The 19346-nt window shown below is 67.1% G+C and carries 25 protein-coding genes; 15 read left to right on the top strand and 10 right to left on the bottom strand.

The annotated features are described in order from the left end of the window. Window positions 1–4: 4 nt before the first annotated feature. Window positions 5–286 carry a hypothetical protein gene (locus JNK84_RS10040; protein ID WP_293423635.1) on the bottom strand — a complete coding sequence of 94 codons (282 nt, stop codon included), beginning with the start codon at window positions 284–286 and terminating at the stop codon, window positions 5–7. Window positions 287–420: 134 nt separating this feature from the next. Here JNK84_RS10040 and JNK84_RS10035 point away from each other — a divergent pair, with 134 nt between their 5' ends. After that, window positions 421–1341, top strand: a complete 921-nt coding sequence (locus tag JNK84_RS10035) for a hydroxymethylglutaryl-CoA lyase (RefSeq protein ID WP_293423633.1) — start codon at window positions 421–423, stop codon at window positions 1339–1341. A gap of 4 nt (window positions 1342–1345) precedes the next feature. On the opposite strand, the gene JNK84_RS10030 is transcribed toward JNK84_RS10035, so the two are convergent. After that, window positions 1346–3238, bottom strand: a complete 1893-nt coding sequence (locus tag JNK84_RS10030) for an extracellular solute-binding protein (RefSeq protein WP_293423631.1) — start codon at window positions 3236–3238, stop codon at window positions 1346–1348. Window positions 3239–3383: 145 nt separating this feature from the next. Here JNK84_RS10030 and JNK84_RS10025 point away from each other — a divergent pair, with 145 nt between their 5' ends. Beyond that, window positions 3384–3842, top strand: coding sequence for an FxsA family protein (locus JNK84_RS10025; RefSeq protein ID WP_293423629.1), 459 nt, complete (start codon window positions 3384–3386; stop codon window positions 3840–3842). A gap of 4 nt (window positions 3843–3846) precedes the next feature. Here the strand turns inward: JNK84_RS10025 and JNK84_RS10020 are convergent, their stop codons facing one another. Beyond that, entirely contained in the window at window positions 3847–4626 is a 780-nt protein-coding gene (locus JNK84_RS10020; RefSeq protein ID WP_293423627.1) for an enoyl-CoA hydratase, read from the bottom strand. A 193-nt stretch (window positions 4627–4819) separates the two neighbouring features. Between JNK84_RS10020 and secB the strand changes: the two genes are divergently transcribed. From secB to JNK84_RS09995, 5 genes are all read left to right on the top strand, one after another. Beyond that, window positions 4820–5302 (top strand): protein-export chaperone SecB, encoded by a 483-nt coding sequence (gene secB / locus JNK84_RS10015; protein ID WP_293423625.1) that lies wholly within the window; start codon window positions 4820–4822, stop codon window positions 5300–5302. Window positions 5303–5366: 64 nt separating this feature from the next. Continuing rightward, entirely contained in the window at window positions 5367–6020 is a 654-nt protein-coding gene (locus JNK84_RS10010; protein ID WP_293423623.1) for a class I SAM-dependent methyltransferase, read from the top strand. 114 nt (window positions 6021–6134) lie between these two features. Then, window positions 6135–6329 carry a hypothetical protein gene (locus JNK84_RS10005; protein WP_293423621.1) on the top strand — a complete coding sequence of 65 codons (195 nt, stop codon included), beginning with the start codon at window positions 6135–6137 and terminating at the stop codon, window positions 6327–6329. A 107-nt stretch (window positions 6330–6436) separates the two neighbouring features. Next, window positions 6437–7390, top strand: coding sequence for a DUF3829 domain-containing protein (locus JNK84_RS10000; protein ID WP_293423619.1), 954 nt, complete (start codon window positions 6437–6439; stop codon window positions 7388–7390). An 81-nt stretch (window positions 7391–7471) separates the two neighbouring features. Beyond that, window positions 7472–8983, top strand: coding sequence for a hypothetical protein (locus tag JNK84_RS09995; RefSeq protein ID WP_293423617.1), 1512 nt, complete (start codon window positions 7472–7474; stop codon window positions 8981–8983). Between the two features lie 3 nt (window positions 8984–8986). On the opposite strand, the gene JNK84_RS09990 is transcribed toward JNK84_RS09995, so the two are convergent. The 6 genes from JNK84_RS09990 to JNK84_RS09965 are packed head-to-tail and all read right to left on the bottom strand — an operon-like array spanning window position 8987 to window position 11704. Then, window positions 8987–9475 carry a DUF1579 domain-containing protein gene (locus JNK84_RS09990; protein ID WP_293423615.1) on the bottom strand — a complete coding sequence of 163 codons (489 nt, stop codon included), beginning with the start codon at window positions 9473–9475 and terminating at the stop codon, window positions 8987–8989. Between the two features lie 34 nt (window positions 9476–9509). Then, window positions 9510–10064 carry an SRPBCC family protein gene (locus tag JNK84_RS09985; protein WP_293423613.1) on the bottom strand — a complete coding sequence of 185 codons (555 nt, stop codon included), beginning with the start codon at window positions 10062–10064 and terminating at the stop codon, window positions 9510–9512. A 27-nt stretch (window positions 10065–10091) separates the two neighbouring features. After that, window positions 10092–10505: a DoxX family protein gene (locus tag JNK84_RS09980; protein WP_293423611.1), complete on the bottom strand. Its 414-nt coding sequence runs from the start codon at window positions 10503–10505 to the stop codon at window positions 10092–10094. 25 nt (window positions 10506–10530) lie between these two features. Further along, complete coding sequence (locus tag JNK84_RS09975) at window positions 10531–10947, bottom strand: VOC family protein (RefSeq protein WP_293423609.1); 417 nt, start codon at window positions 10945–10947, stop codon at window positions 10531–10533. A 45-nt stretch (window positions 10948–10992) separates the two neighbouring features. Continuing rightward, the gene (locus tag JNK84_RS09970; RefSeq protein WP_293423607.1) at window positions 10993–11331 is read right to left on the bottom strand and encodes a DUF6958 family protein; all 339 of its coding nucleotides are present in this window, start codon (window positions 11329–11331) and stop codon (window positions 10993–10995) included. Beyond that, on the bottom strand, window positions 11321–11704 hold the full coding sequence (locus tag JNK84_RS09965; protein WP_293423683.1) for an ArsR/SmtB family transcription factor: 384 nt from the start codon (window positions 11702–11704) through the stop codon (window positions 11321–11323). The genes JNK84_RS09970 and JNK84_RS09965 overlap by 11 nt, the downstream gene beginning before the upstream one ends. Window positions 11705–12019: 315 nt before the next feature. Here JNK84_RS09965 and rsfS point away from each other — a divergent pair, with 315 nt between their 5' ends. The 8 genes from rsfS to JNK84_RS09925 all read left to right on the top strand — a co-directional run bounded on the left by rsfS (window position 12020) and on the right by JNK84_RS09925 (window position 18174). Continuing rightward, window positions 12020–12364 carry a ribosome silencing factor gene (rsfS, locus tag JNK84_RS09960; RefSeq protein WP_293423605.1) on the top strand — a complete coding sequence of 115 codons (345 nt, stop codon included), beginning with the start codon at window positions 12020–12022 and terminating at the stop codon, window positions 12362–12364. Between the two features lie 13 nt (window positions 12365–12377). Continuing rightward, window positions 12378–12854 carry a 23S rRNA (pseudouridine(1915)-N(3))-methyltransferase RlmH gene (gene rlmH / locus JNK84_RS09955; RefSeq protein WP_293423603.1) on the top strand — a complete coding sequence of 159 codons (477 nt, stop codon included), beginning with the start codon at window positions 12378–12380 and terminating at the stop codon, window positions 12852–12854. 237 nt (window positions 12855–13091) lie between these two features. After that, a complete protein-coding gene (gene ugpB / locus JNK84_RS09950) occupies window positions 13092–14411 on the top strand; it encodes a sn-glycerol-3-phosphate ABC transporter substrate-binding protein UgpB (RefSeq protein WP_293423601.1) in 1320 nt (439 codons plus the stop codon). 59 nt (window positions 14412–14470) lie between these two features. Next, a complete protein-coding gene (ugpA, locus tag JNK84_RS09945; protein ID WP_293423599.1) occupies window positions 14471–15352 on the top strand; it encodes a sn-glycerol-3-phosphate ABC transporter permease UgpA in 882 nt (293 codons plus the stop codon). Next, window positions 15352–16200: a sn-glycerol-3-phosphate ABC transporter permease UgpE gene (gene ugpE / locus JNK84_RS09940; protein WP_293423597.1), complete on the top strand. Its 849-nt coding sequence runs from the start codon at window positions 15352–15354 to the stop codon at window positions 16198–16200. Before ugpA ends, ugpE begins: the two co-directional genes overlap by 1 nt. Before the next feature lie 9 nt (window positions 16201–16209). Continuing rightward, window positions 16210–17286, top strand: a complete 1077-nt coding sequence (locus tag JNK84_RS09935) for a sn-glycerol-3-phosphate import ATP-binding protein UgpC (protein WP_293423595.1) — start codon at window positions 16210–16212, stop codon at window positions 17284–17286. Between the two features lie 141 nt (window positions 17287–17427). Then, window positions 17428–17856 (top strand): Hsp20 family protein, encoded by a 429-nt coding sequence (locus JNK84_RS09930; protein WP_293423593.1) that lies wholly within the window; start codon window positions 17428–17430, stop codon window positions 17854–17856. A 48-nt stretch (window positions 17857–17904) separates the two neighbouring features. Beyond that, window positions 17905–18174 (top strand): DUF1150 domain-containing protein, encoded by a 270-nt coding sequence (locus JNK84_RS09925; protein WP_293423591.1) that lies wholly within the window; start codon window positions 17905–17907, stop codon window positions 18172–18174. A gap of 44 nt (window positions 18175–18218) precedes the next feature. Here the strand turns inward: JNK84_RS09925 and JNK84_RS09920 are convergent, their stop codons facing one another. Beyond that, window positions 18219–19313 carry a DUF2336 domain-containing protein gene (locus tag JNK84_RS09920; RefSeq protein ID WP_293423589.1) on the bottom strand — a complete coding sequence of 365 codons (1095 nt, stop codon included), beginning with the start codon at window positions 19311–19313 and terminating at the stop codon, window positions 18219–18221. Window positions 19314–19346 lie beyond the last annotated feature (33 nt).

The raw sequence follows: 19346 nt of genomic DNA, 5'->3' as shown, positions 1-19346 counted from the left end.
TGCGTCAGTCGAAGAAGGGTGACGTCGAACCATAGGAACTCGGCACCTGCTGGCGGTCGATCAGCATGCGGTCGCGTGCCGACAGGCCATACCGGCGGCGCGGCGGACCATAATGGCGTTCGACGTAATCGGGTTCATCGCGCCACCGGCGACGCCTGACCCAGCGGCGGCGATGGCGGCGGCGCCACTGCATCTCGCGCGCTCCGGCCGGCGCGGCGACGAAGGCGAAGCCGGCGGCGGCAAGAGCCAAGGCCAGAATGCCGCGCCTTGCGATCCGTTCGGTCATGACGGTCTCCTGTCGATCGGGAACGAGCTGACCGGGAGAAACGCACGAAAGAGTGGCGGCGTTCCCGAAGCCCCTCATGCCGGCGCTTGCATTCGCCCGGTCCCTCGCTGACAACTCCCCTCCCGGAGGATGCCATGCCTGAAACTGTCAGCCGTTCCGTCGAGATCATCGAGGTCGCGCCCCGCGACGGCCTGCAGAACGAGAAGGCGATGGTCTCGACCGAGGACAAGATCGCCCTCGTCGAACGGGCCTTCGCGGCCGGCTTCCGCCATGTCGAGGCGGTGTCCTTCGCCCATCCGAAGCACGTGCCGCAGATGGCCGATGCCGAGGCCGTGATGGCCGGGCTCGCGGGGCGTTACGCAGACCGCAACCTGATCGGGCTCGCGCTCAACGCGCGCGGGGCCGACCGGGCGGTGGCGGCGAAATGCACGCAGATCAACTACGTGGTCTCGGCGTCCGAGGGCTTCGCCAGACGCAATCAGAACGCCTCCACCGCCGATCTCATCGCCGGCGCGAGGGACGTGGCCGCCATCGCGCGGGTGGCTGGCATTCCGATGTCGATTTCGGTGACCACCTGTTTCGGCTGCCCGTTCGACGGCGAGGTGCCGGTGGAGCGGGTCATGGAGGTCGTCGAGGCCCTGTTGCCGCTGGACCCCTTCGACATCGGCTTCGCCGACACGATCGGCTGCGGCGTGCCCTCGCAGGTCACGGATATGCTGACGCGGGCGAAAAAGCTGTCCTCGACAGTGAAATGGCGGTGCCATTTCCACGACACGCGCAATACCGGCATCGCCAACGCCATCGCGGCGGTGGCGGCGGGCGTCGATTTCCTCGACGCCTCGACGGGCGGCGTCGGCGGCTGCCCCTTCGCGCCCGCCGCCACCGGCAACGTGGCCGCCGAGGATCTCGTCTATGCGTTCAACCGCATGGGCATCGAGACCGGGCTCGACATTGACACGGTGATCGACACGGCGCGCTGGCTGGCCGGCGTGCTCGGCAAGCCCATGCCCTCGGCACTGCTGCGGGCGGGCGTGTTTCCGGCCCGCGCGGCGTGATGCGCTAGCGGCTGCCCAAAGCCCGCGCCTTGGCCTGATCCCACCACCAGATCGTCGGGAAGGCGGCCGCGCCGTAATAGGGCATGGTCTCCGGCCGCGAATAGCGGTTCCAGCGAGCGGTGCGCTGCTGGTCCAAATACCAGGTCGGGATCATGTAGTGATTGGCGAGCAGCACGCGGTCCATGGCGCGCGTCGCGGCGACCAGTTCGGTGCGGTCCCTGGCGTAGATGATCTTCTCGATGATCGCGTCGAGAGCCGGGTTCTTGATGCCGGCATAGTTGTACGATCCGGGTCTGTCCGCCGCCGCCGCGCCAAAGAAGTCGCGCTGCTCGTTGCCGGGCGACAGCGTCTGAGGGTAGGAGCCGAAGATCGCCTCGAAGTTCCGCTCGCGGATGCGGTTCACATATTGCGATGAATCGACGACGCGCAGTTGCAGATCGACGCCGAGGCGTTCGAGCGCGGTCTTGAAGGCGAGGGCGTGGCGCTCGAAGGTCGGGCCGTTCAGCAGCAGTTCGATACGGAAGGGCTCGCCGGTCTGTGCGTTGACCATGCGCCGGTTGCGCACGACGTAGCCCGCCTCCTGCATCAGGCGCAGCGCCTCGCGCAGGTTGTTGCGCTGGTTCTCCGACGACCCGCCGGCCGGCAGCGACGGCGCGCTCGTGAAGATTTCCGCCGGCACCTTGTCGCGAACGGTTTCGAGGATGGCGAGTTCGCGGCCCTCCGGAAGGCCCGTCGCGGCAAGTTCGGTCGCGACGAAGAAGCTGGTCGTGCGCTTGTAGGCGCCGAACATCAGGTTGGCGTTCATCGTGTCGAAGTCGAACATGGCGATCAGCGCTCGGCGCACGCGCGCGTCCTGGAATTTCGGCAGGCGCAGGTTGAGGATGATCGCCTGCATCTGCGTGGAGGCGCGTTCGGAGAACTCCTCGCGGATGACGCGACCGTCCCTGACCGCTGGGAAATCGTACTGCGTCGCCCAGACGCGCGCCGAAATCTCGGTGCGGAAATCGATCTGGTCGGCCTTGAACGCCTCCAGCTCGACCGTGCCGTCGCGGAAGAACTCGTAGCGCAGCTCGTCGATATTGTGCTTGCCGACATAGATCGGCAGGTCCTTCGCCCACCAGTCCGGCACGCGCTCGAAGGCCAGCGAGCGGCCGGCCTCGAAGCTCTTGATGTGGTAGGGGCCGGAGCCGAGCGGCGGCTCCAGTGTGGTCTGCGAGATGTCGCGGCGGCGCCCCTGCGCGTCCGTTCCCTCCCACCAGTGTCTCGGCAGGATCTGGAGCTGGCCGACGATCTGCGGCTTCTCGCGATTGCCGGGCGCGTCGAAGGTGAAGGTGACCTCGCGCTCGGCGGTCTTCTCCACCTTCACGACGTTGCGATAGTAGAAGCCCCGGCGCGGATCGAGCTTCTTCACCTGCTCCATGGTCCAGATCACGTCCTCGGGCGTGATCGGCTGGCCGTCGTGCCAGCGCGCAGCCGGGTTGATGCGATAGGTCACGGAGGAAAAATCCGCGGGATGACGAACCGCATCGGCGATGGCGCCGTAGGCGGTGGATATCTCGTCCATCGCGTCCTCGAACAGCGGCATGTAGAGGTGCGCGGTGACGGGGGCGGCCGAGCCTCTGGGAATGACCGTGTTGAAACTGTCGAACGTCCCCTCGACGGAATCGCGGACGAGGCCGCCCTTCGGCGCGGCCGGGTTGACGTAGCCGGTGTGCCGGAAGCCGGGCGGGTACTTGATCTCGCCGGTGAGGCTGAGCGCGTGCCGCCAGACCGGCGTCTCCTGCGCCACGGCCGGCAGGCCGAACATGGCGGCGGCGAACGGAGCGAGGACGACGGACCGGCGGTCGGGGGCGAAGGCGGACACCGCGGCTGCGGCCTTCTGCTCGGCATCGGTCATAGCGGCATCGGTCCTGACATGGCTTTCAACGGGATTTTCGCCATCATAGGCTGCACGATGGCGGTGGGAAGGCAGGGCCTGCGACAGGCCGTCCGCTTGCAACGTTACCTAAAGCATCCCAGCTATGGCGGCGGGAGACTTGTCCATGATCCAACTGCGCTGGCTCGTTCTCGGCCTGATCGCGCTGCCTTTTCTCGAATTCGCGACCTTTTTCTGGGTCGCGGGTCGCGTCGGCTTCTTCGCCGCGCTGCTCGGCGTGCTCGCGACATCGTTCCTTGGCGTCATGATCCTCAAGGGCGGCGCGCGACTGCTGTTCTCGCAGATGGCGCGCGGCGGTGTCGTGCTGATGTCGGGCGATGCCGCCAAGGGCAGCATGCTGACCGCCTTTGCCGGCCTTCTCTTCGCCATTCCGGGCTATGTGACCGACGTCATCGCGGTGCTCCTGCTACTGCCCGCGATCAAGGGCCTGCTGTCGGGCGGCGCAACGCTGCAGACCGCCTCGGCCCGGCGTCCGACACCGCCCGGCGTGGTCGATCTCGACCCCGCCGACTGGCGCGAGGAACCGCGCCGGCCGCCGCAGGATCCGCGACTCGGACCGCGCTGACGCCTCAGCCCTTCGCCTTGGCTGCAAAGAAGGCCGCGATGGCCGCCTGCGGCTCGCCCGTCCTGTAGGCATCCGACAGGGCGTCGATGCCGGCATAGATGCCCTCCTCGATCGAGACACGCTCCCAGCGGCCGATCAGCGCCTTCTGCGCGCGTACGGCCTTCGGCGTGCCTCTGGCGATGCCGGCGAGCCAGTGATCGACCGCCCCGTCCAGTTCGCCGGCCGGTGCAACCTTCTGGACGAAGCCCATCGCGCGGGCCTCCTCGGCCCCATAGAGCTGACCGGTGAGCAGCATCTCACGCGTTTTCCCCCAGCCGATCAGGCCCGGCAGCAAGGCCGCCTCGATCACCGAGGGGATGCCCATATGGACCTCCGGCATGCCGAAAACGGCCGTCTCGGAGGCGACGCGCATGTCGCAGCAGGCGGCGACCTCCAGCCCGCCACCGAGGCAGAAGCCGCTGATCCGCCCGATCACCGGCACCGGGCAGGCACGGACGGCGGCGCAGGCCTGATGCAGGCGGGTGATGAACAGACGCGCGGTGTCCGCGTCGAAGGCGCCAAGCTCGTTGAGGTCCGCGCCGCCGATGAAGGCCTTCTCGCCCGCACCGGTCAGGATGACGGCCCGCAGCGCCTCGTCCTCGGACAGCCGTGAGAAAACCGCCGCAAGCTCCACCAGCAGCGGCGTCGAGAGGCAGTTGAGCCGGCGCTGGTTGTCGATGGCAATCTCGGCGACGCGGTTGCCCGCCCGTTCCCTGAATTCGACCCTGATGCCTGGCTCGGCCATCGCCACACTCCCCATTTCGCGATGCAGACCTTGGCGGAACCGCCCCCCGGGCATCAACCCGTCCGAGCGGCTCCGCGCCCCGTCCTTGCCCCTGTTCGCCCCGCGTGGTAGCTGGCGCGCCACATCGTCGCGCCTTGCGGTTCCGCACAGCGCCCCTCACCTGACGCCAAGCCCGCGAACGGAGCGAAGAAGCATGACCACCAACGGCGAACCCGCGCTCGACGCAGCCCCGCAGCTCAACGTGCTGGCCCAGTATGTGCGCGATCTCTCGTTCGAGAACCGCAATGCGCCGCGCTCGCTGATGCCGCAGAACGACCAGCCGGCGATCAACATCCAGATCAATGTCAACGCCAATCCGATGAGCGCCGAGGAGTTCCAGGTGGAACTCACCATCGAGGGCGACGCCAAGACCAAGGAAATGACGCTCTTCAAGTTCGAGCTGATTTTCGGCGGCATCTTCCGGATCGCCGGCGTTCCCGAGGACTCCATCCATCCGATGGTGCTGATCGAGTGCCCGCGCCTGCTGTTCCCCTTCGCGCGCCAGATCATCGCCAACGCCACCCGCGACGGCGGCTTCCCGCCGCTCTATCTCGATCCGATCGATTTCGTCGCGCTCTATCGCCAGCGCATGGCGCAGGCCCCGGCGGAGGGCGGCGGCCCGGCCCTCACCCAGTGAGCGGTTCCGCCTCGACCGATACGGAAAGCCGGGCTCAGCGCCCGGCTTTTTCGCGAGAAGCACCATGATCGCCGACCGCGCCGCCTTTGTCCGGGCCCATACGCGGCTGATGCCGGTGCCGCATGCGCCGGAGATCGCGCTGCATCTCGCGGACGAGGCCACCGCCCTCTGGCAGAAGACCGAGGAGGAGTTGGGCACGATCGGCCTGCCGCCGCCGTTCTGGGCCTTCGCCTGGGCCGGCGGACAGGCGCTGGCGCGCTATGTGCTCGACAATCCCGGCGTCGTGCGCGGCCGGCGCGTGCTGGATGTCGCGACCGGCTCGGGGCTCGTCGCCATCGCGGCGGCCAAGGCCGGGGCGGCCGAGGTGACCGGCGTCGACATCGACGCCTTCGCCGAGGTGGCGGTGGGTCTCAATGCCGGCGCCAACGGCGTCACCGTGACGGCGCGCACTGGCGACCCCTCCGGCACGGACGACGGCTGGGACGTGATCCTTGCCGGCGACATCTGCTACCAGCGCGACATGACCGAGGCGATGATGGCCTGGCTCGGCCCGATCGCCGCAGAGGGCCGCCCCGTGCTGATCGGCGACCCCGGCCGCACCTACCTGCCGAGGGAACGGCTGGTGAAACTCGCGGAATACGAAGTGCCGGTGACACGGGCGCTGGAGGATCTAGAGATCAAGCGCACGGCGGTCTGGAGATTGCGGCAAGGCCCTTAGCCGGCTGCTCGCAATTGTTTGATAATTCCACGAAAAATGCGGGGATGCGCCACACTGTCGCCGTCTCCATCTCTATCCTCGCCGCATGGTCCGGTTCGCCTTGGGAGGATAGCGATGCAACTCACCGCCGAAGTTCGTCCCACTGCCTTCAAGGCACGCCCGTTCAAGGTTGTCTTCAAGCATGACGACGTGGTCGTCGGCGAATGGCCGGCCGCTTCCGTTCAAGCAGCCGAGGAGCGGATCGCGGAGACGCTTTGCGCGCTGAATTGGAAGGAATGCGGCGGGGCGGCCTGGCGCCGTCCGGCCTGATGTCGGCTGGAAGCAACTGAAACAGCTGATAGCGCCGAGGATCGTTGGCGCGAAACCGCGGTGATCGACAGAAGGGCCAACAACAACGCCCTTCCGACGAGATCGCCATGCGCTTTTCCCCGTCCCGATCGCTGTCTTCCTCGCAGCTCTCCCGCCGCAGCATCGCCCTAGCCTTCGCCGGTCTGCCGCTGGTGGCGCTCGCGCCGGCCCGGGCGTCCGGCGGCGCGGCCATTGGCTCCGACCTCGTGCGTGTCCGCGCCAAGGTCAACGCCTATGCCGACCTGCTGGACCTCGCCGGGCAGATGCGGACCATGTGGCAGCGATATACCTGGCTGGTGAACCCGGACCGCGGGCCGAGCGGCAACGAGGCCAGCATCAACGGCCTGCACGAACCGCGCGACCTCTCGCGCGAGCTGGCCGCCGCCCGCGCCGAGGTGAGCCAGAGCCCGTCGCTCGCGGAATGCGACCCGGCCATGGCCATGGTCATCCAGCTGCATGGCGAGGTGGCGCCCCTCGTGACGGAGGCCGCCGCCTACCATGCCTCCGGCCAGCACAGACAGGACGGCGGCGCGAAGGCGCGCGAATATCATGCCCGCCTGCGCAAGGCCGTGCCGGCCTTCCTCACGGCCTACCGCGAGGCCCAGACGACGCTGGAACCGGTGCGGGAAGTGGTCGAGCAGGCGGAACTCGCCGCCTTCGAGCGCCGCGCCGGCCGCGATGGTCGCTGGACCATCCGCCGCACGACCATCGAGGCGCGCCGGGTCATGGCGGTGTTCCCGCGTGCCGGCGGCGTGATCGAGCTCGGGAGGCTCGACGACGCAATGAACGCCTACGAAGCCGTGCTCGGCGAAGCGGAGACCTTCGCCGCCGCCAATCCGCAGGCGATGATCGGTTTCGAGCGATCGGCCCGGAACTATCTCGCCGCCATGCGCCAGGCACGCACGCGCATCTCGACGTTTCCCGCCGAACCCAAGCGCTGGGCGCCTGAAATCGCGGATGTCGAGACGCCGTATCAGGGCCTCCTGACTTTCGCCGACGCCGTGTTGCGTAATCTCGCCTGACCAGTCCTTGCGGTGGCGCATTGACGCGCCCGCCGCGCCGGTGACAGACAGGGCGATGCACGACAGCGGGGCCCGGACAGCGTGAGCGAGACCACATCCGCCGTTCCCGGCCAGCCGTCGCCCGCGACGGAAACGCGGCTCGCCACCATCTGGCGCGACAACGTCGCCCGTCCCGTGCGAGCGCTGAAGGCAGCCTACCTGCCGCTCCTGATGGTCTATTTCGCCTATGGCGCGCTGGGCATCATCGATGTCGCCCGCGACATGTGGATCAAGGAGAGCCTGTCGCTGTCCCCGGCCGAACTGGCGGGGATCGGCGTCTGGCTGAGCCTGCCCTGGACCATCAAGATGGTGTTCGGGCAACTCGTCGATTCCGTGCCGCTGTTCGGCTTGCAGCGGCGCGTCTACGTGCTGATCGGCGCCGCCTTTACTGCCTCGGGACTGGTGACGCTGGCAGGCGCCGCCGGCGGCTGGCTCGCCGCGTTGAGGTCGGATCAGGCCTATGTGATGGGAGCGCTGCTGATCGTGCTCGGCGCGGTCATCCAGGACGTCGTGGCGGACGCCATGTCGTCGGAAGTGGTCGAGCGCGTCGATGCAGCCGGCAATCCGCGCGCGGATGCCGAGATTCGCGCCGATCTGGGCATGGTGCAGGTGCTCGGCCGCCTCGCGCTCGGCATCGGCATCCTGTCGGTCGCTGGTCTGTCCGGCTTCCTGGCCCAGCACTTCACCCGCGAGCAGGTCTTTCTCGCCGGGCTGGTCATTCCGCTGATCTCGGTCACCGGCATCCTGCTCTACCGGGGGGAGACGGCGGAGCGCCGCCCGCTCGACTGGCGCATCCTTGGCGGCGGCATCGGCTTCGGCGCTTTCGTCGTCGCGGTGGCGCTCGGCGGCGTTCCCTATGCGCAGGAGGTGGTCTTCGCCGGCTCCATGGTGGTGGTGATCACGATGCTGCACATCGTCACCCGCGACATCGATCCGGCGACGCGGCGCTCCATCCTCTTCGCCTCGGTGATCATCTTTGCGTTCCGCGCGACGCCGGGCGTAGGGGACGGCTATTTCTGGTGGTCGCTGGACGTGCTGAAGTTTGACGAGGCCTTCTACGGCGTGCTGCGCCAGACCGGCGCGGTCATCGCCATCGCCGCCATGTGGCTGTTCTCCAAGCAACTCACCGAATATTCCGTGCCGTCCGTGCTGTTCTGGATCGCGGTTGCGGGCACGATCCTGTCACTGCCCAATATCGGCCTGTTCTACGGGCTCGCCGGCTGGACCGAGGCCAATCTCGGCTTCGGCGCGCGCACCATCGCGGTGGTGGATGCGGCGACGTCCTCGCCCTTCGCGCAGCTGTCGATGATCCCGCTTCTGACCCTCGTCGCCTATTACGCGCCGGAGGGGCGGCGGGCGACGTGGTTCGCGCTGATGGCCTCGCTGATGAACCTCGCGCTGGTCGCGGGGCAGCTCCAGACCAAATACCTGAACCAGGTCTTCACGGTTGGTCGCGGCATGTATGCCGAGCTCGGCCCTCTGCTGATCACCGCGACCGCGATCGGCTTCGTCGTGCCGGTCGCGGTGATCCTGATGTTTCGCAAGCGCGTGTAGCGCCTATTTCACCCGCCTGTACTCGGCCGTCATGAACTCGGTCATGCTGCCGTCGGCGTTCTGAACGCGCGAGCGGAAGATGTGCGTGTCGGCGTCCACGACCTCGACCACGTCGTGGTAGGTCGCCATCGTGCCGTCACCGGAGAAGCTCGGGCCGACGGATTTCAGCGTCAGCACCTTGCCGGCGGCGTCCAGCTCGCCCTCGTAGATCCACATCATCGGCATCATCGAGCCAACCCACGAACCGACGTAATGGCCTTTCGCGGGATCGTATCCGATGGTGAGGCGCGTGCTCGCCGGGCCGCCACCAGGCATCTCGCCCTCGCCTTCACCGACGATCCAGAAGCCGCCGAGCGAGGAATAAGTCTGCGTGCCACTCGATTTCATCTTCTGATCGGACTGGCCGGGCGGGCCGTCGCATTCGGCCGTGTAGGTCCAGTCGCCGACCAGCTGCTGCAGCCAGCCGTGCTCCTGCTGCGGTTCACCGAACATCGCGTCCTCCTTCGCTGATTGTTGATCGTCGGGGTCAGGCCGCCGCGCGCGCCTCGCCCGGCGAGCCGCGCCCGACTTCGGCCTTCAGGTTGGCAAGGCCGGTCTCGAACTCCTTGCCGACCATGCGGTCGCAGTCGATGAACATGGAGATCAGCTTGCCGACGAAAGGCTGGGGGCCAAACATGGCCCAGGTGACACGGGTGCCCGCGCCCTCGGGCTTCAGGGTGAATTCCGCCGTGTTGCGCGCCTTGAACGGCCGAAAGAAGTCGAGCTGGATCGTCACCCGCTCCGGCGCGGCCACATCGAGAATCTCCATGCGCCCGGCGCCGATGTTGCGGTTGCCGTCCCAGGCATAGATGGAGCCCGGTCCGGAAGCCGCGCCGGACAGCGAGCGCTTCATGTCCGGGTCCTTCTTCTCCCACGGCGACCAGGTCGGCCAGGCGCGGAAATCGTTGATCATCGGGAAGATGCGCTCGGCAGAAGCATCGATCAGAGCCGACCGCTCGGTGCGGAAACGATCGGGCTTCCGCGCCGCGATGACGAGCACGAGGACGACGACAACGGGGATTGCGAGCAGAACGTAGAGCATGGCTTGGCCTCCGTTCGAGACAGCGGTTCAGGACTTCAGGGGAATGAGCGCCCGCATGCGCGGCTCGCGCAGCCACAGGCCGCCCCAGGCGATGACGCCGAGGTAGAGGCCGAACAGCAGGTGGCTGAACAGCGGATTGTCGATCCGCATATGCGTCGCCATCGCCCCACCGAGGTAGCCGGTGAGCAGGATCGCCCCGAGCACGGATGTACGCGGCACGGCGTAGAGGATGGCGCAGCCGAGCGTCAGCACACCGAGGATGCGCGCCTTGGCCGGGTCGGCCGGCCAACCGAGCTCCGCCATCGTGTCGAGGACAACCTGGATCGGCACCAGCTTGATGGCTCCGTCGACGACGAGGAACAGGATCAGGATGCCGCTCAGCACCCAGCCGGTGCGGCTGGCGGCGCGGGACAGCGCCGCCACATGCGCTGCGATGGTCATTGCGATGTCTCCGGGCGTCTGTCGCTCAGCTCTTGGCCGACAGGGTGTGGGCAAAGCTCCAGGAATGGCCGTAGGGGTCGTTCACCTGGCCGTATCGGTCGCCCCAGAAGGCATCGTGCGGCGCGACCACCTCGACGGCGCCAGCCGCGATGGCGCGGGCGTACCAGGCGTCGCAGTCATCGACGGTGAGGTGCATGGTCACCGAGACGCCGCCGATCCTGGGAGGCGGGGCGAAACGGCCGTTCGGGCTCTGGAACTCAGGGAAATCGTCGTGAAGAAACACGTGGCCGCCATTGATGACGAGCGCCGCGTGCAGCAGCCGCTTGCCGTCCTCGGCCGGCACGCGCGCCATTTCGGTCGCGCCGAGCGCCTTGGCGTAGAAGTCGATCGCGGCGGTCGCGCCGTCGATGTTCAGATGCGGAATGATCGGGCTCATGGTCATCGGTCTGCTCCTTGTCGGGGGAAAATTCAGGGTCGGGGGAAGAGTTCAGGGCGTAGCGGGTGAGAAATCGCGCGCCTCGGGGCGACGATGCAGGCGTAGCGGGCGGACGGGTTCGCGGGCGATGATGCCGCGCGCCTCCAGGTCCAGCTGGATGGCCCTCGCCCACCATCCCGCCTTGACGCCGTCCGGAAACAATTCGACGGGCAGGAGCGGGATCAAGCGGCGTTCTGCCTCGGCGATGGTGAGCCCCGGCGAGGCTTCGGGCAGGACGCTGAGATAGGCACGGCGCACCTCGGCGACGCGGCGGGCATCGCGCCGCTGCACGTTGCCGGGGTGGTTGACGTTCAACACGCCGATCCTGTCGTCGTTCCGGTCAGCGGTCATCGTCGACGCTCCCGGTCGCGGTGGCGTCAGCAGCGAGCGGAGCCACGCCATCGCGCTCGTCCTCGATGCTCGCGAGATAGTCCGCGAGACGATCGAGCTTGGCCTCCCACATCACCCGGTAGCGCTCGAGCCATTCCGCCGCCTCGCGCATCGGGGCAGCCTCGAGACGGCACGGCCGCCACTGCGCCTCCCTGCTGCGCGTGATGAGGCCTGCATGTTCGAGCACCTTCAGATGTTTCGAGACCGCCGGCAGGCTCATGGCGAAGGGCTTCGCCAGCTCCGTCACCGAGGTCTCGCCCTCCGCGAGGCGCGCGAGGATTGCCCGGCGGGTGGGGTCGGCGAGCGCCTGGAGGGTCGTGCTGAGGGGATCCAGCGGCATAGTGAACCGTATGGTTATTTAACTGATTGGTTTATTACCCTATCCACTGATGGCGGTCAAGCCCTGACATCAGCACCGTGCGCGCCACCACCGGCCGCCCTGTATCGGACCGGTTTCAGGCTGCCTTCGCACCGGCGGCCAACAATCCGCGCGCCGAAGGCCGTTTTCCAAACGTCACCGATTCGGCTATAGTCTGGGCTTGCGGCGCCCGTGCGCGCCTGAACCGAGAGGATCGGACCCCTGTCCACCACAACCCTGCCGGGGCGCAAGGCCAAGGCCGCGCCCGCCGGGACGCCCCCCGCCAGCCCCGTGGCCGCGGATGTCCTGAAACTTGTCCTCGCGACCCTGGAAGAGAACAAAGCCGAGGAAATCCAGACCATCGACCTCGCCGGAAAGACCTCGATCGCCGATGCCATGGTGGTGTCGTCGGGCCGGTCGAACCGTCACGTCAGCGCCCTTGCCGACTATCTGCTCAAGGCGCTGAAGGAGGCCGGCGTGAAGGACGTGCGCGTCGAGGGCATGCCCGCCTGCGACTGGGTGCTGGTCGATGCCGGCGACGTCATCATCCACGTGTTCCGGCCCGAGGTTCGCACGTTCTACAATCTCGAGAAGATGTGGTCCGCCGCCCGCCCCGGCGACCGGCTGGCCGGCTGACGTCCGGCCGACCATGCGCCTCCTGATCGTCGCGGTGGGCCGGATGAAGTCCGGCCCCGAGGCGGAGCTTGCGGACCGTTACAGCGAGCGCGCCGCCAAGGCAGGCCGCTCGCTCGGGTTTCGTTCGCTCGACATCGTCCAGATCGACGAAAGCCGGCTGGCGGATGCCGCGGCCCGCAAGACCGACGAGGCCGCCGCCATCCGCCGCCACGCGAGCGGCAGGATGATCCTCCTCGACGAGCGAGGCGAGGCCATGGGCAGCGAGAGTTTCGCGGGCCTTGTCGGCGACTGGAAGGATGCCGGCGAAGGCGCGATGACCCTGGTCATCGGCGGACCCGACGGGCTCGATCCCGCCCTGCGCCGCGTAGCTGACCGCACGCTCTGTTTCGGCGCCATGACCTGGCCGCACCAGCTCGTCCGCGTCATGGTGCTGGAGCAGCTGTACCGCGCCATGACCATTCTTGCCGGCCACCCCTATCACCGGGCCTGACCGATGCATGCCGGGTGCAATAGGCGCCGGCGCAACCTTCCGTGCCACGGCATCATCCGGTCGATGCGAACATCGACTGCAAAATGCCGCAGGACAGCGCTTCCGGCCCCCTTACCCTGTCACTGAAGCTTCATTAAGGTGTCACTTGTCCGTCGTTTCGCGGACCCAGAACGGCACGCTCCGAGGGGCGCCAAGCCGAACAGGCGCCCCGTCGCGCTCTTTGGGAGGATGTATTCGATGTTGAACCGCCGCTTCATGCTTGCGGCCGCCGCAGCAGCCATGCTGACCGCGAGCCCCGCCAGCGCCCAGGTCGAGATCCAGTGGTGGCACGCCATGACCGGCGCCAACAACGAGGTGGTCGTCAAGCTGGCGCAGGAATTCAACGCCTCGCAAACCGAGTTCCGCGTCGTCCCGACGTATAAGGGCTCCTATCCCGACACGATGAATGCCGGCATCGCCGCATTCCGCGCCGGCAACGCCCCGCATATCCTGCAGGTCTTCGAAGTGGGCACCGCCACGATGATGGCCGCCCGCGGCGCCATCAAGCCGGTGTTCCAGCTCATGGCCGACGCCAACGAGCCGTTCGACCCGAAGGCCTATCTGCCGGCGGTCGCCGGCTATTATTCCACCTCGCGCGGCGAGATGCTGTCGTTCCCGTTCAATTCGTCCTCCTCCGTGATGTGGTACAACAAGGACGCGTTCCGCCGCGCCGGGCTCAACCCCGACCAACCGCCGAAAACCTGGCCCGAACTGTTCGACGCGGCCAAGAAGCTGCGCGCCGCCGGTCACGACAAATGCGGCTTCTCCTCGGCCTGGATCACCTGGCTGAACCTCGAGCAGTTCTCGGTGTGGCATAACGTGCCGCTGGCCACCCGCGCCAACGGCATCGACGGCTTCGACACCGAACTGCGCTTCAACTCGCCGCTGCATGTCCGCCATCTGCAGAGCCTGATCGAACTGCAACGCGACAACACGTTCAGCTATTCCGGCCGCACCAATACCGGCGAGGGCCGCTTCACCTCGGGCGAGTGCCCGATCATGCTGACCTCCTCGGGCTTCTACGGCAACGTGCGCGCCAATGCGAAGTTCGAGTGGGCCAATGCGCCGATGCCCTATTACCCGGACGTGCAGGGCGCGCCGCAGAACTCGACCCTCGGCGGCGCCTCGCTGTGGGTGATGGGCGGCAAGGCGGCGGCCGAGTATCGCGGCGTCGCCAAGTTCTTCGCCTTCCTCTCCGACACCAATCGGCAGGCCAAGCTGCATACGGATTCCGGCTACCTGCCGATCACGCTGGCCGCCTATCAGCAGGTCAAGGCATCCGGCTTCTACAACCAGAACCCCTATCTGGAGACGCCGATCCTCGAACTCACCAACAAGCCGCCGACCGAGAATTCGCGCGGCCTTCGCCTCGGCAACATGGTGCAGATGCGCGACGTCTGGGCCGAGGAGATCGAGGCGGCGCTGGCCGGCCAGAAGTCGGCGCAGGCGGCGCTCGATGCGGCCGTCTCGCGCGGCAACGCGATGCTGCGCCAGTTCGAGCGCACCGTAACCCGCTGACGACAATCCGAGGGGTGGGCTTGAACACCCGCCCCTCGCCCTTTCCAAGGAATTCCTGAATGGAAAAGCGCGTTGTCTTCGACGGCAAGCTGCTGCCCTACGCGCTCCTCCTGCCGCAGCTCATCATTACCCTGGTATTCTTCTACTGGCCTGCCGCGCAGGCGGTCCGGCAGTCGTTCCTGATCGAGGACGCCTTCGGCACGTCAAGCCAGTTCGTCTGGTTCGAGAATTACGCGCACCTGTTTTCGAATCCCGACTACTACCGCTCGATGCTGACGACGGCGGTGTTCTCCATCCTCGTCACGGTGTTCTCGCTGTCGCTATCGCTGCTGCTGGCGGTGCAGGCCGACAAGCAGATCAAGGCGGCCGGCGCCTACAAGACCTTCCTGATGTGGCCCTATGCCGTCGCCCCCGCGGTCGCCGGCGTGCTGTGGCTGTTCATGTTCCAGCCCTCGCTCGGCCTCGTGTCCCAGGCGATCCGCTCGCTCGGCTTCGACTGGAACCCGACGCTGAACGGCAACCATGCGCTCTCGCTGGTCGTCATGGCCGCGACCTGGAAGCAGATCAGCTACAATTTCCTGTTCTTCCTCGCCGGCCTCCAGTCGATCCCGAAGAGCGTCATCGAGGCGGCAGCCATCGACGGCGCGCGCCCGGCCCGCCGCTTCTGGACGATCATCTTCCCGCTTCTGTCGCCCACCACCTTCTTCCTGCTGGTGGTGAACATCGTCTACGTGTTCTTCGACACGTTCGGCATCATCGACTCGGTGACCGGCGGCGGCCCCGCCCAGGCGACCACGACGCTGGTCTACAAGGTCTTCTCCGACGGCCGGCTCGGCGGCGACCTCGGCGGCTCCGCCGCGCAATCCGTGGTCCTCATGATCCTGGTCATCGGCATGACCGCGATCCAGTTCCGCTACATCGAACGCAAGGTGCAGTACTGATGGTCGAGAGAAAGACGATCTTCAGCTACCTGCCGCACCTGATCCTGCTGATCGGCATCGCGGTGGTCGCCTTCCCGGTCTACGTGGCCTTTGTCGCCTCGACCTGGGACCCCGCCACGATCTCCAACGGGCAGATGCCGCTACGGCCCGGCCCACACTTCCTCGAGAACTACTACCAGACGATCTTCGTGGGCACGTCGCGCACGACCCGCGAGCCGGTCGGCGGCATGATGTTCAACAGCCTGGTGATGGCGCTGACGATCGCCATCGGCAAGATCGCCATCTCCATCATCTCGGCCTTCGCCATCGTCTACTTCCGCTTTCCCTTCCGCATGACCGCCTTCTGGGTGATCTTCGTCACCCTGATGCTGCCGGTCGAGGTGCGCATCTACCCGACCTACAAGATCGTCTCGGACCTCGGCCTGCTCGACAGCTATGCCGGCCTCACCATCCCGCTGATCGCCTCGGCGACCGCGACGCTGCTGTTCCGCCAGTTCTTCATGACCGTGCCGGACGAACTGGTGGAGGCGTCGAAGATCGACGGCGCGGGGCCGATGCAGTTCTTCAAGGACACGCTGCTGCCGCTGTCGATCACCTCGATCGCCGCGCTGTTCGTGATCCAGTTCATCTACGGCTGGAACCAGTACCTCTGGCCGCTGCTGATCACGACGCGCGACAGCATGCAGACCATCGTCATCGGCATCAAGAAAATGATCGTGACGCAGGATGCGCTGACAGAGTGGCAGATCGCCATGGCGACGGCCGTGCTCGCCATGCTGCCGCCAGTGCTCGTGGTGATCCTGATGCAAAGGCTCTTCGTGAAGGGCCTCGTCGAGACCGAGAAGTAAGGAACTCCCATGAGCGAGGTCGTTCTCGACCAGGTGCGCAAGGTCTATGCCGGCAATGTCGAGGCCGTTCGCGGCGTCGATATCACCGTGCCGTCCGGCGCCTTCTGCGTGCTCGTCGGCCCGTCGGGCTGCGGCAAGTCCACGCTGCTGCGCATGATCGCGGGGCTGGAAACGATCACGTCCGGCGACTGCCGCATCGCCGGTGGGCGCGTGAACGAGAAGGAACCCGCCGAGCGCGACATCGCCATGGTGTTTCAGAACTACGCGCTCTATCCGCATATGAGCGTGTACGACAACATGGCCTATGGTCTGCGCAACCGGAAGACGCCGAAGGACGAGATCGATGCGCGGGTGAAGGAGGCGGCCCGAATCCTGGAGATCACGCCGTTCCTCGACCGCAAGCCGCGCCAGCTTTCCGGCGGTCAGCGCCAGCGCGTCGCCATGGGCCGCGCCATCGTGCGCAAGCCCAAAGTGTTCCTGTTCGACGAGCCTCTGTCGAACCTCGACGCCAAGCTGCGCATCCAGATGCGCGTCGAGATCAAGAAGCTGCAGCGGGCGCTGGGCGTCACCTCGGTCTATGTCACCCACGACCAGCTCGAGGCGATGACGCTGGCCGATACGCTGGTGGTGATGAACAAGGGCCTGGTGGAGCAGGCCGGCGCGCCGCTCGACCTTTACGAGAAGCCGGCCTCGACCTTCGTGGCGAGCTTCATCGGCGCGCCGCCGATGAACCTGATCCCGGTGGAGCCCGGCGACGGCGGCGCGAAGGCGGGGGGACTGACGGGAGGCAAGGGCCTCGCCGTGCCCGCCGGCGGCGCGATCCTCGGCATCAGGCCGGAGCATCTCATCGTCACCACCAATTCTCCGCCCGATGGCGCGGTCGGCCTCTCCTTCCCCGTCACAGCCGTCGAGGCCGTGGGCGCGGAGACCTTCGTCTATGGTCCGCTGGGAGGCTCGGGGCAGGACATCATCGCCCGTCTGCCCGGCAAGGCGCTGCTGGAGCCGGGCACGCCAGTCTCGGTCGTGGCAACCGCCGACCACCTGCACCTGTTCGACAAGGACAGCGGCAAGCGCATCGGCGGCTGACGCCGGAGTTCCGCCGGCAGCTTGCGGCCGTCCTTGCGATCCGTCGCGGCCATATCCATATTCGCCGATGTCCGGAGCTTTTCCGGGCCGCGGGGCGCCTTCGGGGCCCTGCCGATGTCGCTCTTTCGAGGACTTCGCCCCATGTCGCGCATGCCGTCGCTGTCATCGCCCTTCCTGCTCGGCTTCGATCAGCTCGAACGGGTTCTGGATCGGGTCGCCAAGGCCGGTGACGGCTATCCGCCCTACAATATCGAGCGGATCGCGCCGGGTGGCGGAGAACCCGAAAGGCTGCGGATCACGCTGGCCGTTGCGGGCTTTACCCGCGACCAGCTCGACGTCACGGTCGAGGAAAGTCAGCTGACCATCCGCGGCCGCCAGCAGGATGACGGCGAGACGCGCAATTTCATCCATCGCGGCATCGCCGCCCGCCAGTTCCAGCGCGTCTTCGTGCTGGCCGACGGAATGGAGGTTATCGGAGCCGACCTGAAGAACGGGCTCCTGTCGATCGATCTTGCCCGTCCGGAGCCTGAAAGGATCGTGCGGCGGATCGACATCGCGGCCCAGGACTGACCGGTCCAGCCGCCGCGACCTGCAACCTGCCTATCGAGGAGGTTCATCATGACCCACGACCTGACGCAGAATGACCTGACTCAGACCATCACCCCCGAAATCCTCGCCAAGCTCGGCATGGCGAAGGTCGCCTATGTGAAGCCGATGCGCTCGGACGACATTTCGCGGATGTTCCCGCAGGCGCCCGAATTGCCGCCGGGCCTGGACCTGTTCGCCCTCGTTTCGGCCGACGGCACGCCGATCATGGTGACGGACAGGCGCGAGGATGCCGAGGCCAATGCCTGGCAGAACGAACTGGAAACGGTCAGCCTGCACTGACCCCTTGGGCGTGGCGCCGCCGGCTCTGCCTGCGGCGCCGCCGTTCAGCTCGCCTTGGCCGAACTCTCGCGCACCTGCCAGAAGCGCAGTACGCGCAGCGCGGTGTTGGCGGTGAGCTTGTCGTAGCTTTCCCGCGTCTCGTCGAGCCCGGCGGCCGATGTTCCGGCCGCTCCCGGCCGCGTCTTCAATACCGCGCGCAGCGTCGGCCACGACAGGCCGGCGGAGCGGGCGAGAATGAGGATCGGGTCCGGGCGCTCGCCGATGAACAGCCGCTCCACCATGTCGAGCGGAACACCACACAGCACCGACAGCGCGCAGACGGTCTCGTCGGTCTTGCCGGCCTCGGCATAGGCCTTGAGCTGAGCCTCGCCGAGTTCGCCCCGGTTGTTCATCACCACAATGGCGCGGTGGATGGCGGTCAGATCGCGCGCCGAGGTCGCGGTTCCGACCGCGATGCGGTCGGCGACGCCGGCGATCGCTCCTGCAAGCTGCACCTTCTCGCGCGCGGTGGTCGAGGCAATCAGACGCTTGCGAACGTTCTCGCGCGCGGTCGCGAGGATCACGCGGAACAGGTAGGGCGGGATGTCCTGTCGCAAACCGATGCATTCGGCGAGCGTGTCGTCGCCCTTGGCGCGCTCCACCAGCGCGCCGTAGCCTTCCGACGAGAATCTCGCGCCATCGTTCGAGGCGACCGACAACGCGACGCGGGCATCGCCGCGCTCGACCAGCACGTCTGTGACCTTCTCGCCAATGGTCTTGCGCCCGGCAATGGCCAGCATGTGCTCCTGGCTCTTGGTGCGGGCGATGCCGGCGAGGGTCTTGTCGTCCAGCTGCGCGGACAGCATGAGGATGGGCCGCGCGACGTCGATCTCGTCGTCCTGCGCGAGGCTGCGGATCACGGTCTTCGGAGCGCTCATCACCGGCGCGAGACGCTCGGCGAGCTGCTGGCGGACGGCCCTCTCCATCGCCGTCGACAGCCGCATGATCACGTCGTCGAACAGCTCGATCTGCGCTTCGGTGTAGCGGTCGGCATCGTTCAGGAACAGGTCGGTCACGCGGCGCAGGGTTTCCACCCGGCGATCGCTCGTGCCGCGGGAGATGACCTCCTCCAGTTCCTCGATGATGGATGCCGCCGCCATTCTCGCCCTGCTCTGCCCGAAGGCCGAAAGCTC

The organism is Phreatobacter sp. (assembly GCF_016793595.1).
In the GTDB taxonomy this organism is placed as follows: Bacteria; Pseudomonadota; Alphaproteobacteria; order Rhizobiales; family Phreatobacteraceae; genus Phreatobacter.
This window is presented reverse-complemented; position numbering and strand designations above follow the sequence as displayed.